Annotated in this window: 17 protein-coding genes and 1 riboswitch; of the genes, 11 read left to right on the forward strand and 6 right to left on the reverse strand. The window is 39.0% G+C overall.

Features of this window, described 5'->3' with window-relative positions; all coding sequences use genetic code 11:
* The first annotated feature begins 273 nt into the window (after window positions 1-273).
* Window positions 274-2,283: a methionine--tRNA ligase gene (gene metG / locus IGJ19_RS03245; RefSeq protein ID WP_010736142.1), complete on the forward strand. Its 2,010-nt coding sequence runs from the start codon at window positions 274-276 to the stop codon at window positions 2,281-2,283.
* Window positions 2,284-2,622: 339 nt separating this feature from the next.
* A complete protein-coding gene (locus tag IGJ19_RS03250) occupies window positions 2,623-3,384 on the forward strand; it encodes a Fic family protein (protein ID WP_430604409.1) in 762 nt (253 codons plus the stop codon).
* A 41-nt stretch (window positions 3,385-3,425) separates the two neighbouring features.
* On the opposite strand, the gene IGJ19_RS03255 is transcribed toward IGJ19_RS03250, so the two are convergent.
* Window positions 3,426-4,019: a hypothetical protein gene (locus IGJ19_RS03255; RefSeq protein WP_010736140.1), complete on the reverse strand. Its 594-nt coding sequence runs from the start codon at window positions 4,017-4,019 to the stop codon at window positions 3,426-3,428.
* Window positions 4,020-4,187: 168 nt separating this feature from the next.
* On the opposite strand from IGJ19_RS03255, the gene IGJ19_RS03260 reads away from it, so the two are divergent.
* The 5 genes from IGJ19_RS03260 to IGJ19_RS03280 all read left to right on the forward strand — a co-directional run bounded on the left by IGJ19_RS03260 (window position 4,188) and on the right by IGJ19_RS03280 (window position 8,740).
* Complete coding sequence (locus tag IGJ19_RS03260; protein ID WP_430604410.1) at window positions 4,188-5,510, forward strand: APC family permease; 1,323 nt, start codon at window positions 4,188-4,190, stop codon at window positions 5,508-5,510.
* A 136-nt stretch (window positions 5,511-5,646) separates the two neighbouring features.
* Window positions 5,647-6,423, forward strand: a complete 777-nt coding sequence (locus tag IGJ19_RS03265; protein ID WP_071866637.1) for a TatD family hydrolase — start codon at window positions 5,647-5,649, stop codon at window positions 6,421-6,423.
* Complete coding sequence (gene rnmV / locus IGJ19_RS03270) at window positions 6,416-6,985, forward strand: ribonuclease M5 (RefSeq protein WP_071866636.1); 570 nt, start codon at window positions 6,416-6,418, stop codon at window positions 6,983-6,985. Before IGJ19_RS03265 ends, rnmV begins: the two co-directional genes overlap by 8 nt.
* Window positions 6,978-7,862, forward strand: a complete 885-nt coding sequence (rsmA, locus tag IGJ19_RS03275; RefSeq protein WP_430604411.1) for a 16S rRNA (adenine(1518)-N(6)/adenine(1519)-N(6))-dimethyltransferase RsmA — start codon at window positions 6,978-6,980, stop codon at window positions 7,860-7,862. The genes rnmV and rsmA overlap by 8 nt, the downstream gene beginning before the upstream one ends.
* A gap of 251 nt (window positions 7,863-8,113) precedes the next feature.
* Window positions 8,114-8,740: a hypothetical protein gene (locus tag IGJ19_RS03280; protein ID WP_019722490.1), complete on the forward strand. Its 627-nt coding sequence runs from the start codon at window positions 8,114-8,116 to the stop codon at window positions 8,738-8,740.
* Between the two features lie 93 nt (window positions 8,741-8,833).
* On the opposite strand, the gene IGJ19_RS03285 is transcribed toward IGJ19_RS03280, so the two are convergent.
* Complete coding sequence (locus IGJ19_RS03285) at window positions 8,834-9,943, reverse strand: ABC transporter ATP-binding protein (protein ID WP_010736134.1); 1,110 nt, start codon at window positions 9,941-9,943, stop codon at window positions 8,834-8,836.
* A gap of 564 nt (window positions 9,944-10,507) precedes the next feature.
* Here IGJ19_RS03285 and IGJ19_RS03290 point away from each other — a divergent pair.
* The 4 genes from IGJ19_RS03290 (at window position 10,508) to IGJ19_RS03305 (ending at window position 12,383) form a co-directional block, all read left to right on the forward strand.
* Window positions 10,508-10,741 carry an AbrB/MazE/SpoVT family DNA-binding domain-containing protein gene (locus IGJ19_RS03290; RefSeq protein WP_066026200.1) on the forward strand — a complete coding sequence of 78 codons (234 nt, stop codon included), beginning with the start codon at window positions 10,508-10,510 and terminating at the stop codon, window positions 10,739-10,741.
* Window positions 10,742-11,068: a type II toxin-antitoxin system PemK/MazF family toxin gene (locus IGJ19_RS03295; protein ID WP_074800667.1), complete on the forward strand. Its 327-nt coding sequence runs from the start codon at window positions 10,742-10,744 to the stop codon at window positions 11,066-11,068.
* Between the two features lie 62 nt (window positions 11,069-11,130).
* Window positions 11,131-11,562 carry a methylglyoxal synthase gene (mgsA, locus tag IGJ19_RS03300; RefSeq protein WP_071866633.1) on the forward strand — a complete coding sequence of 144 codons (432 nt, stop codon included), beginning with the start codon at window positions 11,131-11,133 and terminating at the stop codon, window positions 11,560-11,562.
* Window positions 11,563-11,715: 153 nt separating this feature from the next.
* Window positions 11,716-11,813: riboswitch (THF riboswitch) on the forward strand.
* 36 nt (window positions 11,814-11,849) lie between these two features.
* Window positions 11,850-12,383 carry a folate family ECF transporter S component gene (locus tag IGJ19_RS03305; protein ID WP_071866632.1) on the forward strand — a complete coding sequence of 178 codons (534 nt, stop codon included), beginning with the start codon at window positions 11,850-11,852 and terminating at the stop codon, window positions 12,381-12,383.
* Between the two features lie 77 nt (window positions 12,384-12,460).
* Here IGJ19_RS03305 and IGJ19_RS03310 read toward each other — a convergent pair whose 3' ends face one another.
* From IGJ19_RS03310 to IGJ19_RS03325, 4 genes are all read right to left on the reverse strand, one after another.
* Window positions 12,461-14,236, reverse strand: a complete 1,776-nt coding sequence (locus IGJ19_RS03310; protein ID WP_074800669.1) for an ABC transporter ATP-binding protein — start codon at window positions 14,234-14,236, stop codon at window positions 12,461-12,463.
* A 1-nt stretch (window position 14,237) separates the two neighbouring features.
* Entirely contained in the window at window positions 14,238-15,953 is a 1,716-nt protein-coding gene (locus tag IGJ19_RS03315) for an ABC transporter ATP-binding protein (RefSeq protein ID WP_074800674.1), read from the reverse strand.
* Between the two features lie 397 nt (window positions 15,954-16,350).
* On the reverse strand, window positions 16,351-16,992 hold the full coding sequence (locus IGJ19_RS03320) for a lytic polysaccharide monooxygenase auxiliary activity family 9 protein (protein WP_430604412.1): 642 nt from the start codon (window positions 16,990-16,992) through the stop codon (window positions 16,351-16,353).
* A 374-nt stretch (window positions 16,993-17,366) separates the two neighbouring features.
* Entirely contained in the window at window positions 17,367-18,308 is a 942-nt protein-coding gene (locus IGJ19_RS03325) for a helix-turn-helix domain-containing protein (RefSeq protein ID WP_074800677.1), read from the reverse strand.
* Window positions 18,309-18,317 lie beyond the last annotated feature (9 nt).

Raw genomic sequence — 18,317 nt, forward strand, 5'->3', positions numbered from 1 at the left:
CTCAAAACCTTTTCTTATATGATATTGCTTATTATAGCATGTTTGTAAAGTAAAAATGAGAGAGTAGATGATCCTGAAGAAAAAGGAGTGAGAGTGTGGGTAGAGAATGAAGTGGATCATCACGATAACGTAGGTTCTTTATAAATGTTTTCTTGAAGGGAAAGGACATCTTTACATTTCGGGAGTTATCAAAAAAAGCTAACAGCGTATTCATTTTATGGTATACTAGCAAGGAAACGAATTCGCACCATGCGATAAAGGAGGAAGTACCCCATGGCAGAAAAGGAAACTTTTTATATCACTACGCCCATCTATTATCCAAGTGGCAAACTGCACATTGGCAATTCTTATACAACGATTGCATGTGATGCTGTTGCACGTTATAAACGTTTGATGGGCTTTGATGTGTTTTATCTAACTGGGGTAGATGAACACGGACAGAAAATCGAGAAAAAAGCAGAAGAATTAGGCGTAGAGCCACAGGAATATGTAGACAAAATGGCTGCAGATGTCAAAAAACTGTGGAAAACATTAGATATCAGCTACGATAAATTCATTCGCACAACTGATGATTATCATAAAGCAGCAGTTCAAAAAATCTTTGATCGTTTGCTTGAACAAGGCGATATTTACTTAGGTGAATATGAAGGTTGGTATTCTGTCTCAGATGAGGAATTCTTTACAGAAACTCAACTTGCAGAAGTATACAAAGATGAAGACGGCAAAGTGATCGGTGGGAAAGCGCCAAGTGGTCATGAAGTCGAGCTAGTCAAGGAAGAGTCTTATTTCTTCCGTATGAGTAAGTATGCAGATCGCTTGTTGGAATACTACGAAGAACACCCAGAGTTTATCCAACCTGAATCACGTAAAAATGAGATGATCAATAACTTCATCAAACCTGGTTTAGAAGATCTAGCAGTTTCACGGACGACGTTCAGCTGGGGAATCAATGTCAAAAATGATCCGAAACATGTAGTGTATGTCTGGATCGATGCGTTGTCGAACTACATCACCGCACTAGGTTACGGTTCAGAGGACGATCAATTATTCCAGAAATATTGGCCTGCAGATGTCCATATGGTTGGAAAAGAAATCGTTCGGTTCCATACGATCTATTGGCCGATCATGTTGATGGCATTAGATATCCCATTGCCGAAGAAAGTCTTTGGACATGGCTGGTTATTGATGAAAGACGGCAAGATGTCTAAATCGAAAGGTAATGTCGTTTATCCAGAAATGCTTGTTGAACGCTATGGCTTAGATGCTTTGCGTTATTACTTATTGCGTGCAGTACCATTTGGTTCAGATGGCGTATTTACACCAGAAGACTTTGTGTCACGTGTGAACTACGATTTGGCGAACGACTTAGGGAATCTCTTGAATCGAACGATTGCAATGATCAATAAATATTGTGATGGCATGGTTCCTGACTATGCGTCATTAGTGACACCGTTTGACAGTGAGCTATCAACAACTGCTGCGAATGTGGTAGGTCGTTATCATGATGCAATGGAAAAAATGGAATTCAACACTGCATTAGCTGAAATCTGGGTATTGATTTCTCGTGCCAACAAATATATCGATGAAACAGAACCTTGGGTCTTAGCAAAAGACGAAGAGAAGAAAAAAGAGTTAGAGAGCGTGATGATCCACTTAGCTGAATCGCTACGTATCACTGCGATCCTCTTGCAACCGATCATGACAGAAACACCAACTAAAATCTTCAATCAATTAGGGTTGGATGCCGAGACGATGAACCTTGAAGGATTACACTTCGGTGAATTCCCATCTGGGACAAAAGTCGTTGCAAAAGGTACACCGATTTTCCCACGCCTAGAGCTGGAAGAAGAAATTGCGTATATCCAAGCAAAAATGTCAGAAGGTACTCAAACAAATGAGGACTCTGTCAAATGGGACCCAGAAGAAACAGAGCTTGTTTCGACCAAAGAAAAACAAATCAAGTTCGATGTATTTGAAAAAGTCGAATTAAAAGTAGCAGAAGTCATCAATTGCCAAAAAGTCGAAGGGGCAGATAAATTATTGCAATTCCGTCTAGATGCAGGAGATGACCAAGACCGTCAAATCTTGTCTGGTATTGCCGAATTTTATCCTGATCCAAGTGAATTGATCGGCAAAAAATTAGTGATCGTTGCTAACTTGAAACCACGCAAAATGCGCGGGCTGATCAGTCAAGGAATGATCCTTTCAGCAGAAGCAGCTGATGGTTCACTACAAGTGATCGAAGCACCAAAAGGTATGCCAAACGGTTCTGAAGTTGGCTAATCAATGACTGTAAGAACTATTCTAAGCAAATAAGCTTAGAATAGTTCTTTTTTGATAGGCTTACTTTTCGTGGATCTATAAAAATAAAACTAACGAGGTTGTGCGAACACCGTTTATTTGTTTTTAGGGGGTACGAAAGGACGAATCTCCTCGGCTTTTTTATAACTTTGATTGAGTGACAAATTTTTTGGAACTGCAGTATTAAACCATTCATTCATGTTACAATAAGAAAGAAAAGTGAGTAAGTAAACGATCCAAGCCGAATGAGCAGGTCATTGGCTTAGCTAGCGCTTGATAAGAAATAGGATAACTATGCTATCTATTGGAAGGAGACGAAAGATGAATGTGGCTGAGTTAGATTTAGTTACCCGATTTGTACTGGAAAAAAAAGCAAATATGCATGGCGGAATTTACCATTTGACGCAAGTAGAAATGGCGTATAACTCCAATCGAATAGAAGGGTCGAGAATTTCTGAGAAGCAAACCGCCTTAATATTTGAAAATAATATTCTCCCTCCTGCTGAAAGTGGCGAGGCAACGAAACTAGATGATATCAAAGAAACAGAAAATCATTTCAAAGGTTTCGATTACGTGATCGATCATATCGAAGAACCGTTATCGAATGATTTTATCAAAGAACTACATCGAATTTTGAAACGAGGAACAACTGATGAAAACAATCCGCTAACACCTGTCGGAGAATTTAAACTTGTTCAAAATATGATTGGTTTTGGTTATGATGAGGTTGAAACCACAGCACCCGAGGAAGTAACTGAAAAAATGACGGAATTACTTGCTCACTATGAGAACTCAAAAAAACAAAGCTTAGTTGAAATTGCAGATTTTCATGTGAAATATGAACGCATCCACCCATTTGCAGATGGCAACGGACGTACGGGACGTTTGATTATGTTCAAAGAATGCTTGAGGCACAATATCATGCCTTTCGTGATCAAAGATGTTGATCGTGAGTTCTACTACAGAGGTTTAAATAATTGGGGAACCGAGAATAATTATTTACTTGATACTTTAGGTATAAATCAAAATATGTATGAACAGTTTTTAAAAAAAATGAAATTCACAGGATCGGTGCATCAATAAAATAGATTTATAGATAATTGAAAAAAGTCGAGCGATGATAATCATCGTCCGACTTTTTTTAGTTTTAGCCGTTGTTTGACTTTCGTTGGCAACAGCGCTGCGACGATTGAAAATGGAATACATAGAATATACCAAGCAATCAGGCGGCTATTGCCGTAACGTGCATAAATCTTGGTCAATAGCGAGTGAAGGATCACCAGCCCTAGGAGCAAGCTGATCGCAAAGAACCATCTTGTATCCCAATCAGTCAAGTGGCGCAAGGCGTTCATAGCTAAAGGATAGCCGTAGAAAAAAATCCCGACCATCGTGACGCGCCAATTTTTGACGATCGTTTGAACATTCAATAGTAAAAAGATGACCGATAGTAAAAAAGCAATGGGCGGAAACAAGCCGACGAGAAAGGAATAGACGATTCCCCACAACAACATCCCAGGCCCTTTGATCAAGGCGGCAATGAGAAGAAAACCAGCCATCAATAGCAATTGCTGTGTCAATGTCGCAATCGTCAACCAGCCAAATAAAATCAACAATAACCAATGTAGCTTGGATTGTTTTTGTTCTTTTTGTGGAAAGAAAGTAGTACCTTTATCTTTTAGATAAGATGCTAGTTTTGGATCGATCGATTGAAAATCCATAGGGTACCTCCTTACATTTCAAGTAGCTTCATTCTATAAGAAGCAAGACAAGAATACATCCGTCTTTAGAGGGATATTTTCACTACAAATTTCTGAAAAGAATGGTAAAATGAAAAGTTCTCGGGTATACTGAAAAAAATAAAAAAGAAATACGAAATGAGGAAGAGGATGAAGGGGAAATTAAAACGCGAGATCAATTTGTTTGGTGCATTATCCACAGTAATGGGAACTGTGATCGGCGCCGGCGTCTTTTTTAAAACAGCAGCGGTAGTGGCAAGTACACAATCAACAAGTTTGACGTTACTCGCGTGGTTGTTAGGGGGATTCTTAACGATCTGTGCGGGGCTAACAGTCGCTGAATTAGCCACTGCCATTCCTGAAACAGGTGGAGCGGTCAAGTATATTGAAGCAGCTTACGGTAAGTTACCAAGTTTTTTGTTAGGCTGGGCACAAAGTTTGATTTACTTTCCAGCCAACATTGCGGCATTATCGATCATCTTTGCAACACAGCTGATCAATCTCTTACAGCTATCTCCTGATTATTTATTAGTGATTGCTATTATTACAGCACTTTCTATCACTGGATTGAATCTGTTAGGGACCAAAGTTGGTGCGTACGTTCAATCGATTACATTGGTAGTCAAGTTGATCCCAATTGCAGTGATCATTATTTGGGGGCTTCTGACACCAGGACAGGGTACTGTTCAATTATTTCCAGTAGAAGCCGGACAAGGTGTTTCATGGGCAGAAGGACTTAGTGGTGCTTTGTTGGCGACGCTTTTCGCTTACGATGGCTGGTTAGGTGTCGGAGCCATGGCTGGAGAAATGAAACGTCCAGAAAAGGATCTACCAAAAGCGATTATTTTAGGATTGAGTTTTGTGACATTCGTTTATCTATTGATCAACTTCGTCTTTTTAAAAACATTACCGATTGATCAAATTGCTGGGAACTTGAATGCTTCATCTGATGCGTCAGCGGTCATCTTCGGTGAACTAGGAGGGAAAATCGTTACGATCGGTATTTTGATCTCTGTCTACGGCGCATTGAATGGTTATACGTTGACTGGGATTCGTGTGCCATATGCCATGGCATTAGAAAATGAATTACCGTTCAGCAAACAGTTGACAAAGCTTTCAAAAAACTTTACCGTCCCTTATGTCCCTGCGTTGTTCCAATTAGCGATCGCCTGTATCATGATGAGTTTAGGGTCGTTTGATTTTCTGACGGATATGTTGATTTTTGTCATGTGGCTATTTAGCTTATTGATTTTTATTGGCGTATTTATTTTAAGAAAGAAAGCACCAGAGATGCCTCGTCCATATAAAGTACCATTGTATCCTGTGATACCGATCATTGCGATTTTAGGAGCCATCTTTATTTTAGGGATGACACTGATCACACAAACGAATTTGGCATTGATCGGAATCTTAGTCACATTATTAGGTGTACCTGTGTTCTACTACAAAAAAAGACAAACTGAAAGTAACTAACTGATAATGAAAAGACAAGAAGTGAATCAAGTCATTTCTTGTCTTTCTTTGTACGATATCTCATGTTTTTTAGTCTTTGAGACTTCTTTAACGCCTGCTTATATGCTAAAGTAATGAATGAAAAGGAGAGATAAAGATGATATTTGATTCTCATACTCATTTGAACGCGGAACAATTCAATGATGACATTCCTGAAACGATCCAGCGTGCAGAAGAACTAGGTGTGACTAAAATGGCCGTCGTAGGCTTTGATACACCGACGATCGAAAAGTCCTTGATGCTTAGTCAAGATTACCCAAACATTTATAGCATCATTGGTTGGCATCCTACCGAAGCTGGTAGCTATACGAAAGAAATCGAAAATAAACTTCAAGAACAATTGACTTTACCAAAAGTGGTTGCTTTAGGGGAAATCGGACTGGATTATTATTGGATGGAAGATCCAAAAGAAGTCCAAGATAAAATTTTTAGAAGACAGATCGCCATCGCAAAAGAGATGAACTTACCAATTAGTATCCATACGAGAGAAGCATTGGAAGATACTTATAAGGTTTTAAAAGAAGAGGACATTCGCGACATTGGTGGGATCATGCACAGCTTTAGTGGTGATTATGAATGGGCACAACGTTTCCTTGATTTAGGGATGCACATTTCTTTCAGTGGTGTCGTCACTTTCAAAAAGGCGTTAGATGTGCAAGAAGCAGCGACAAACGTTCCATTGGATCGTCTATTAGTGGAAACGGATGCTCCATATTTAGCGCCAATGCCCTATCGAGGAAAAAGAAATGAACCAGGGTATACTCGTTACACAGTCGAAAAGATCGCTGAACTTCGTCAACTACCAATGGAAGAAGTAGCGGCACAAACATGGAAAAATGCCCATCGTTTATTTGGATTATCAGAGCATGACTAAGTTAAAGATCCAAGAAATCATTGTTGTCGAAGGGAAAGACGATACGAGAAGGCTACAAGAAGTGGTTGAAGCCGACACGATAGAAACGATTGGTTCAGCGATCAATGAAGAAATCTTGATGCAGATCGAACATGCACAGGAAACTAGGGGAATCATTATTTTTACGGACCCAGATTTCTCAGGTGAGAAGATTCGTAAAACAATCATGGAAGTGGTACCACAAGCAAAACATGCATTTTTGCCAAGGAACCAAGCCGTACCGAAAAAAAAGGGAAGCTTAGGAGTCGAACATGCGAGTGACGAAGCGATATTAGAAGCGTTGAAAAAGGTCGTTACGCCAGTCGATGATGAGACCCAAGTACCAGAGATCACTAGACAAATGCTTGTTGCGTATGGATTGATTGCCGGACCACAAGCAAAAGAAAAGCGTGAGATGCTAGGCGATGAATTACGCATTGGCTATACAAACGGAAAACAATTGGAAAAACGGTTGAACATGTTCCGAATTACGTTAGCTGAGTTTAAGCAGGCAATGAAAAAAGTGGAGGATCATTATGAGTGAATATCGGGATATTGCAACACCCACTAGAACAAAAGAAATTTTATTGAAGCACGGCTTCTCCTTTAAAAAGAGCTTAGGACAAAACTTTTTGACAGAGCCGAATATCCTTCGGAAAATCATTGAAACTGGTCAAATCGATCAGCAGACTAATGTCATTGAAGTAGGACCAGGAATTGGTGCATTAACAGAGCAAATCGCGCGTCATGCCAAACAAGTAGTCGCATTTGAAATCGACGATCGATTGATTCCTGTCTTGGCAGATACCCTTTCGCCATATCCGAATGTCACAGTCATCCACCAAGATATTTTGAAAACTGATTTGGCAGAGGCAGTCAATACTCAATTCAACGAGCAGTTACCATTGAAAGTGGTGGCTAATCTGCCTTATTATATTACGACACCAATCATGATGCACTTTCTTGAATCAGACGTAGTGGTTGACGAAATGATCGTGATGATGCAAAAAGAAGTAGCTGATCGCATCTCAGCCAAACCGGGAACAAAAGCATATGGTTCTTTATCGATCGCTGTGCAATACTATATGGAAGCAAGTTTGGCGTTTATTGTGCCAAAAACAGTATTTGTACCACAACCAAACGTGGATTCAGCAATCTTGAAATTGACAAGACGCGCAACACCAGCAGTTTCCGTAACGGATGAAAAAGCCTTTTTCCGTCTGACAAAGGCTGCGTTTCAACAGCGTAGAAAAACTTTGTGGAATAATTTGCAACATGCCTATGGGAAAGACGAAGAAACAAAAAGTTGGTTAACCGCAAGTCTAACGGAGGCAGGAATCGATCCGAAAAGACGAGGAGAAACACTTTCTTTAGGAGAATTTGCTGCTTTGAGCAATGCCATGGAACATCTAAAAAAATAAAATGAGGAATAGAAGGCTGAAAAAGTCTTTTCGCTCTAAGCATGAAGGCATCACTTGAGAAAACCATTTTGGGTATTCTTCAAGTGGTGCCTGACTATTTTAGGACATAAGGTCCAAGATCAAATTATTCGATTTTAGAGAGGGGGGCATTTCAGATGTTCTGTTTCTCTTTATGTGTCTTGACACATTAGAAAGTTAGCGGTACAATAGGTCAAAACAAATGTGTCAAGACACATCAAGGGAGTAAAAAAATGAAAACAAATTCTGTAAGAAAATTGACAATTTCCGCTTTATTGATCGGGATGGGCGTTCTTATTCCGATGATCATGCCTAAGATCGTAATTCCGCCTGCTTCATTTACACTAGCTTCACATGTGCCATTATTTATCGCAATGTTTTTTTCACCCGGTGTAGCTGTTGCAGTGGCGCTAGGTACAACATTTGGTTTCTTCTTGACGACACCTGTGATTATTGCGCTTCGTGCATTGTCTCATTTGGTATTTGCTCTAATCGGTGCATGGTATTTACAAAAAAAACCAGGGATCGTCTTAAAAGACGGGCAATTCACATTAATGAACTGGCGTTTTCAAGGGTTTAACTTATTGATCGGCGTGATCCACTCGATCATCGAAATGCTAGTGGTGAGTGTATTCTTCTTCATAGGGAATATGCCGGAAACATACTATGCAGAAGGCTACTTCTATACCGTATTCATCTTGATGGGGATCGGTGGCTTGATCCATAGTTTGGTGGATTACAATATCGCTTACTTCATTGCCGGAACATTGAGTAAATTCTTTGATGTGCCAGTTTTCACTGCTGCCAAGAAACAGCAAAAGAAAGAGATCGTACAAGGAACGATCAAAAAAGTCGTTTAGCAATGCCACAGATAAAGACTGAAAAATAACCAAAAAAAGACCCAAGATCGTACGATCGATGGGTCTTTTACGTATCATCAAGTTCTGTTTCGTTTATGGGATCGTGATGACATCTTCTGTATCTTTATCAAAGAAATGGCCTTTGTTGATATTGAAGGCAAGGTCGATCATTTCTCCTGGTTTATGGAAGTCACGCGCGTCAACTTTTGAAATGAACTCAGTTGTTCCAGTGCGAGTATAAAGCATGGTTTCTGCACCAAGTAATTCAGATACAACGACTTCTGAATTGACAACAGTTTCTGGTGAGGCATCCAAGACAACTTGTTCACTATGGATATCTTCTGGACGGATACCAAAGACAAGTTCTTTTCCTTCATAACCTTTTTCAACTAGCACTTTATTTTTACCTTCAGGGATTCTCAATTTTAGTCCATGACCATCTGAGATAACGCCTTGGCTTAATTTTACATTGAAAAAGTTCATGGCAGGTGAACCAATGAAACCAGCAACGAACATGTTGACTGGTGTGTCATAAACTTCTTTCGGTGAACCGATTTGTTGGATAAATCCATCTTTCATGATGACGATGCGGTCTGCCATTGTCATCGCTTCTGTTTGGTCATGGGTAACGTAAATGGTTGTTGTTTCTAAGCGTTGATGCAACTTCGCGATTTCGGCACGCATGGCTACACGTAGTTTGGCATCCAAGTTTGACAATGGCTCATCCATTAAGAAGACTTTCGCATCACGTACGATGGCACGACCTAAAGCGACACGCTGACGTTGACCTCCTGAAAGAGCAGCAGGTTTACGTTTTAAGTATTCAGTCAAACCAAGGATCTCCGCAGCATTTTCCACACGTTGTTGGATGTCTGCTTTATCGTATTTACGCAATTTCAAACCAAACGCCATATTGTCAAATACCGTCATGTGAGGGTATAAGGCATAGTTTTGGAATACCATCGCGATATCACGGTCTTTAGGAGCAACATCGTTCATTACTTTACCGCCGATATTCAATTCTCCTTCGGAAATATCTTCAAGACCAGCGATCATTCGTAGAGTTGTTGATTTCCCACAACCGGAAGGACCAACGAATACGATAAATTCGCGATCTTTGATTGCCAAGTTAAAGTCAGTAACAGAATAGTTTTCTGCATTGTCATATTTTTTGTATACATTTTTCAGAGCCATTTCTACCATCGTACAAACCACGCTTTCTTTTTTCTTTTATTTGATGTGTTTAGTATAGTTGAAAGCGCTATCTATATTCAATGTCACAATGAACAAGAATTCGTGGCATCTTTCGTCAATGTGTACAAAATAATTGGAAAGTGCGTGGAAAGTGAGACAAAAATAAAATTCATTTTTGTTTCTATCCTTAAAAGCGAATAAACGGTGTTCCAGGAGTAACTCCTTCGGAAATAAGCCGAGAAACCCAAAAATTTGAAAAACAATTTTCGGGTTTCTCGGCTTATTTCTCGGAGCTGAACACTTCTGTCACAACCTCATCACCTACAAAATAGAATAAATGATGTTCATGAAGCAGATCCTTCAATAATGAGAGCAAACTCCAGCAATATGGCAATTTATTTTTTTTGTTTTTACTGCTCGATTTATCAAAGATTTACCGTGTATTCACTATCTTAGAGCAATACTTTGTAGATATTAAGAGATATAAAAAAGGAGGCAACCAAGAAAACAAAATTTGATTTTCATGTTAAATTAAGTTAAACTCAATTTAACATAAGCTGGGAGATGATAATAATGGAAACGACTATTAGAAAGATTGGAAATTCTGTAGGAGCGATTTTTCCCAAAGATATTTCTCCAGAAGTTGGAAAAATATATACGATTATTAAAATAGGTGAAACATATGTATTAAAGCCCAAAAAAGAAGATATTTTTAAGACTCCAGAGGCATGGGCAGGCTTTAGAGATTCAATCACCCAAGAAGATAAAGAGTGGGATGAGATGAACCTTGAGGGGGAGGAACTATAAATGGATTATCCAAAGCAAAAAGATATTGTATGGCTGGATTTTGATCCAGCTAGAGGAAAGGAAATACAGAAGCGAAGACCAGGTTTGGTAGTAAGTAAGAATAACTTCAACCAATACACTGGTTTTTGTTTGATTTGCCCAATCACATCAACTGAAAGAAAATTTGATACATATATTAAGATCAAAGAACCACAAATCATTTCTGGACAAGTTGTTACACATCAGTTGCGTTCAATTGACTACACCGCTAGAAACATAATAAAAATTGAACAATGTGATATTCTAACATGGGTGGATGTACTAGAAGTCCTTGATATGTTTGTATAGGGAGTTGTAAAATATCAAATCACAAAAAAATTTGTTACACTGATAAAAAGGGGCGATGACAGATGAAAATAGCATTGATTGCACATGATCGTAAAAAAGAGTTGATGATCAAATTTACAACAGCTTATAAAATCATACTTGAACAACATGAACTATTCGCGACAGGGACAACTGGTCAGCGGATTGCAGAAGCCACAGGATTATCGGTCCATCGGTTCAATTCAGGACCTTTAGGCGGCGACCAACAAATTGGCGCGATGATCTCAGAAGATGAATTGGATCTAGTGATTTTCCTTCGTGATCCTTTAGCAGCTCAACCTCATGAACCTGATGTCACTGCGTTGATCCGCTTGGCTGATGTGTATGATATTCCTTTAGCAACAAATATTGGGACAGCAGAAGTTTTGTTACGTGGGCTTGAAGCCGGATTTTTGGAATTTCGACAAGTCATTCATGAAGAAGGAAGTAAGATCCCTTTTCCTAATAAGATCTAAAATTCGGGTTTTATGAAGATAGAGACAGTTGATCAAGGCGAATGTCTGTTACATCACGAACTAAGCAATCGTTTTCGCGTAGAATATTAGCTTTTTTATTTACAGTTCTTCCTTTTCTATGCTATAGTTTGTCTGGGATAAGTTCCCACTATTAACAGAGTAGAAAATAAAGCGTTAAGTGCTTAGAGGATGGGATGTTGCCTCTAGGACGAAGGACGTAAGTTCGCGGTTTTATTTTCGCATTCGCTGCATGAAACATGTAGCAGCTCTTAAAGGAGATGCTAGAAATGAAGAAAAATCGTTTAGATGCTCGTATGATTACGATCATGGGACTGCTGATCGCATTGATGGTCACGTTGTCTCGCTTAGTTTCATTTGAAACACCATTACTCAAAATCAGTGTAACGTTCATTCCCCAAGTAATCATGGGTATTTTATTTGGCCCATTTTGGACAGGGATCGGTTCTGTGTTAGCTGATATTGTGGGTATGGCATTATTTCCTAAATCTGTCTTTTTCATCGGCTTCACGTTGAATGCTTTTATTGAAGGAGCGATTTATGGGTTCTTTTTCTATCGCAAAGAGATCACTTGGAAAAATGCAATCTTAGCCACGCTCAGTGTGACAGTGTTCGTTAGCTTGATCCTGACACCATTATGGTTGGTCATCATGTATCAAGTACCGATGAACTGGGTATTCTGGGGACCACGTTTATTAAAAGCCATTATCTGGTTGCCGATCCAATCGACGATGATCTACGTGATTGGGCGCGCCATGCCATATAAAAGAATTTTGCGGAGTTTAACGACGCATACAAAATAAAAAACAAGCAGTCTTCCCATCCCAGAAGACTGCTTGTTTTTTGCATAGATCAGAAAAATCATCTGATTCGATGTTCACTATTTTTCAACCGATCCAGTAAATTGCGCTTGATAAAGTTGACGATAGCTACCATCTTCGATTTTCAATAATTCATCATGTGTCCCCATTTCAACGATTGCCCCTTGATCCATAACGAGAATCTGATCGGCATTTTTGATCGTGGACAAGCGATGGGCAATCACAAAACTAGTTTTTCCTTCCATCATTTTTAGGAAGGCATTTTGGATTTTCTTTTCTGTCAATGTATCCACTGAACTTGTTGCTTCATCAAGTATCAACATAGGTGGATTACTGATCATCGTACGAGCAATCGTCAGTAATTGACGCTGCCCATCGGAGATTTTTAATCCCTGTCCACCAATGCGTGTATCTAGTTTTTGTGGCAAGCGTTGGACAAATTCATACATATAGGCTGATTTTAGGGCCTCATTGATTTCTTCATCACTGGCGTCTGGTTTTCCGTAACGTAAATTTTCTCGTAACGTACTGTCGAATAACCACGTATCTTGTAAAACCATGCCAAAGCTTTTGCGTAGGGAATCACGGGCGATTTGGGTAATATCATAATCGTCGATCGTGATCGTCCCGGAATTGACATCGTAAAACCGCATCAATAAATTCACTAATGTGGATTTACCAGCTCCCGTTTTACCAACGATTGCCACTGTTTGACCTGGCTTGGCAACAAAGCTGAAATTCTCGATCAACCGTTGTTGTGGTTCATAAGAGAAAGAAACATGTTTGAAAGCGACCTCGCCTTTGATCGTTTGAGGATCAAGTTGATACGCAAAAGGTTCATCTGGCGTTTCTTCCGGTTGATCGATCAATTCAAATGCTCGTTCTAAACCAGAAAATGCGGTTTGGATCTGTGTCGTGATCCCTGATAATTCAATAAAAGGTTTTGAAAACTGACTTGAATAGATCGTAAAACTTGAAATGATCCCGACAGTAATCGTTGAATCACTTCGTAAGGCAAGTAAACCACCAATCAAACCAATGGAGAGATAGGCTAAGTGATCGACAAAACGAGAAGATGGGTTCGTTAATGAAGAAGAGAATTGCGCGCGCTGCCCTTTCTCATATAAGTCAGCATTCAAGGCACTGAATTGCTGTTGATTGACTTCTTCTTGTTGGAACGCTTTGATGATTTTTTGATTACCGATACGTTCTGTAACAAAACCTGAAATATTCCCAATGATTTTTTGCTGGTTATCAAAATCATTTTGAGAAGCGCGTGCCACTAACCAGCTGACTAAGAAAATGATTGGTGTCGAACAAATGACGACAAGTGTCAATAATGGACTCAAGCTGAGCATGAAGATCAGTGAGAGGATAATGATCGCCACTCCAGAAAATAATTGATTGAACGCCGCTGATATCGCAATGGAGATGTTATCCATATCGTTTGTAAAACGACTGACAATGTTTCCATGGGAATTTTGATCATAGTATCTTAGCGGTAAAAGATTTAAACGAGCAAAAGCATCTTTTCGTAGGTTAGCAACAGAGAGGTAAGCCAATCGGTTACTTAATACTTGGATCAACCATTGACTGATGACATTAAGTAAAACGATCCCGCCAAACATCACCAGAAGTTGGACCAATCGAGTAAAGTTGACTTGCCCCACACCAACCATTTGATCGATACTTTGACCGATCTGTAAGGTCATCACGACGGTAGCAACACCATTGACGATTCCCAACAAGACAGCTAACCAAATTTCACGTGGATGGGCCGTCAGATAAGGAACAAAACGTTTGAGCGTTTGCCACGATAGTTTTTTTGTTTTCATTTTATTCCTCCTCCTGTGATGCCACGATTTCACGATACTCAGAAGATTGACTAAGCAATGTATCATGTGTACCCTGGGCCACGATTTTTCCTTGATCCATGACGAGGATATGCTCTGCTTGTTGAATCGAACGGATGCGTTGAGAAATAATGATGACCGTTGTATTAAGGGAAGTTTGTAGTGCTTGGCGCAAGTTCAGATCCGTTTGATAATCAAGGGCACTCAAGGAGTCATCTAAGATCAATAAGGCAGGTTTGGCGATCAATGCACGAGCAATCGTCAATCGTTGTTTTTGACCTCCGGAAAAGTTTTTCCCGTTCTCCATGACTCTTGTATCTAATCCTTTGGGTAATTGGCGAACAAAATCTTCCGCTTGGGCAATTGCCAAAGCTTCCCAACACTCTGCGTCTGTCGCGTCAGGTTTTCCCCACTGAAGATTTTCCCGAATGGTACCGGTGAATAAGACAGCCGTTTGTGGTACTTGCGAAATCTGACTTCGTAATGTATCTAATGGCCAGTCACGAACGTCTTGTTCATCAAATAACACAGAGCCTTCACTAACATCATAAAAACGTGGGATCAATTGTGTCAATGTCGTCTTCCCACTTCCGGTCGGACCAATGATCCCTAAGACAGTTTGGCGTTTCAAAGTGAAATTGATTCCTTGTAATGACAGACCAGATTCTGGCGTATAACGAAAATCTACGTCTTTAAATTGTAGAATTGTTTCAGAATCCATGACTGGTTCACTAGGAGTCTCAGCATCTGTAATGGTATTTTCGGTATCTAAGACTTCTTTGACCCGCTGAGCAGAAGCTTCTGCACGAGTAAAGATCACGACAAGATTGGAAACAACGATCAAGGCTAATAACATTTGGTTCATGTAATTGATCAATGCTAAAACTTGTCCTTGTTGTAAGGAACCGATATTTACCTTGACCCCGCCAACAGTCAATAGACAAATGATCCCGACATTCATGATCAATGTCGTTGCCGGAGAGAGCAAAGCGGAGATATTGGAAACACGTAAATAATTTTTTGCTAAGACATCCGTGTTTTCATCAAACGTTTCGATTTCTTTATTAGTACGTGAAAATGCTCGGATCACACGAACCCCGCTTAAATTTTGGCTAACAGTCTCATTTAGACCATCCAACTTTTCTTGGACTTTTTGATAGAGGGGGATCGTCTTACGGATAATAAAGTATAAAATGATTGAAAAAATTGGTAATAAAGCTAAGAAGAATAGCCCGACTTGCCAGTCGATCACAAAAGCCATCACTACTGATCCAATACTTAAAAAAGGTGCTCGGATCAATAAACGGATAACCATTGCGAGTGCAAGTTGTAGCTGATTGATATCATTGGTCATGCGCGTGATCAATGTATCCGTCCCAAAATGATTTAATTCACTATGGGAGAAAGAGTTGATTTTTTTGATGAGTTGGTTTCTAAGTTCTGTTCCAAACCCTTGAGAGGCAATGGATGAATAATATTGACAAATAATGGCACAGATCAATCCAATCACCGACATGACGATCATCCAGATACCCATGTTGATGATCACTTCACGATTGTTCATTTTTAGCCCATTATCGATCAGCGAAGCCATCAGTAAAGGCAAAATCAATTCAAAGACTGCTTCTAAAAATTTAAATACAGGACCTAGGATGATTTGTTTTCGATAGTCTTTCGCATAGCGCAATAACTGAATCATAAAATTTCCTCCTAAAAACAAGTTACCCAATATTGTTCGCACGTCTATCGGCAAAAAACCGATTTATGATAAATAGATATCCTTAAAGCAACAAAAATATCTTGCAGCGAGAAATCTAACGATGATATAACTAGGTACTCTCATATTGTAGCTTATGAAATTTAGAATGAAAAGAGAACAAGCCTTTTCATAATCCGCACATTTTAGTAAAACTTAAGAAAATACACAATAGTGCGTAGTACATTGCCGCTCTTGCACCTCCTAAAATCGCATAAATCGCAAAAAAAAACTACAAAAAAGCACCATCCACAAAAAATTGATGAACAACTCTCGTGGATGGTGCTTTTTTTTCGAGGCTAAACATTTCTGCCTCGCGACTTGCGGTCATTAATATTTTTTATTTTTGTAAGTCAGCTAAAACTGTTTCGCCTTTGACATCGACATCGATGACATTATAGAACCCATTTTTAGTATCAGCGACATCCCAAACAGCTAAGATTACATGATAGCCTAAACGGTCATTGGGAATGTTGATCGAATGTGTTGGATTAGTAGAAGCTAGTTGTCCATCATTGCCTACTTCACCAATGAATTCCAAGTCGTCTCTTGTCAACGCATCATTTTGATCCCAACCGGCTTTTGTCATGTAGTAATGCCATTTCGTTGTTGCATGATTGGCAGTGAATGTCCAAGTAAAATCATTTGCACCGGTTGTCAATTGTTGTTTTGTCCACAGTGAGGATGATTGTTGATCTAATAGGAAATCACCTACCGCACCATTTGCAGAAGCGATTTGTCCATCTTCAGGTCCAGCAGCTGGAAAGCCTTTTGGTGCTTCAAGGGATTGTGGCTCATTGATAACAGCTCCGTATTTTTTGAATGCAGCATTCCAGTTTGTATTTTTGTCAAGGCTCCCTTGGTATCCACGACTTGCTGGTTCAGAAACGTAACCATGAGCAGCAACATCGACAGAAGTAAGAGTGCTTGCCCCAATACCAGCTAAAATGAATCCTAAACCAATTAATGTACTTTTTTTCATGATGATTCCTCCAATAATTTTTCTTTATGTAACTTACAATCGGTATCATAACTGACATATTATTAAGGTGAAAATTATGTATGTTATTGCAACAAAAAAAATTCGTTCAGCACGAAAATGTTTTTTTTTAGGAATAGTTCTATTTAGTCGTGTTTTTGATTATAGGGAAATGGTCGCTGGTAAAAACAACTGCAACTGAAGAAATCGCTTATGCACGGGAATAGAACAAGAAACGAAAGAATTTATTGGAAGTGGTGGAGTAAATGTAGAGAACGAATCAGATAAATGAAGGAGGCAACATTACTCTTCGTTACAGGGAGATAGTTAAAAACCATGCATCTTCTCATTTGGGGATGAGGAGATACACGGTTTTTTTAGGCAGTATTCGCTTGGCGTTGTGAAGAGAGGCGATCGCACGTACTTTTAACAACAACTTTTGTGTGGTGCTCATTGTGCGTTAAATCACATATCTCTGCGCACAATTTTTCTTTTAGATTGATCATATAGTCTTTACTCGTAGAAAGATCTAACCATTCAAAAAATGCAATACCCGTTTCCACTTCTTTTAAAGCTGTTTTTTGTCCATCAGCTAATTTATCTAGAGCAGTAAATACTTTGTAATGTGCAAGGTCGAGTGTTTGCTTATGTGTCGTAGCGATTTTTTTTAATTGAGCTAGAAATAATTTGCGTAATGTGATTGATTCACGGTTAAAAGAAAGACGGACACCGTTCAAAATAAAATTAGAAAGAAGCTCAGAATAATAGGTATTATCTATGTAAGCTTTCATCTTTGTGACACTGTTTTGGAACGAATAGGCAATATATTCATCATCAAAAATAAACAAACAATTTGAAAAAATAGTCAATTCAAAATGGCCCCAAGTATCAATCTTTTCAAGATACTTCTTAATGACACTGATTTCTTCTTTCATTGATGCGGTAAAAGATGTGCTATACAGATAATTTGAAATCAATTTTCTTTGGGCATAGATCAAACGATAATAAATGTTTCCTGTTTTTTCAAATTCATTAAGCAATTCTTGCTCTTGAGCAGATGTAATGGTTTTTGAAGTAATCAAATAATTCGTTAATTTTTGTTTATTTGACAATGAATTACTATTCAATAAAAATTGATATTCTTCAAGTGTGATATTCATCCGATCAAGATAATTTACTAATAGTTCAAAACCAATTTTTGTTCCGCGTGATTCGAAAGCTGCTAATGTTCCTCTTTGGGAGATACCTACAGTTAATTGTTCTTGCGTCAATCCACGATCTTTTCTTAATTTTCGAATTAGAGCAGCATGTTCTGTCATGTTCATTTC

Source organism: Enterococcus sp. DIV1368b (genome assembly GCF_050529595.1).
Taxonomy (GTDB): Bacteria; Bacillota; Bacilli; order Lactobacillales; family Enterococcaceae; genus Enterococcus_B; species Enterococcus_B mundtii.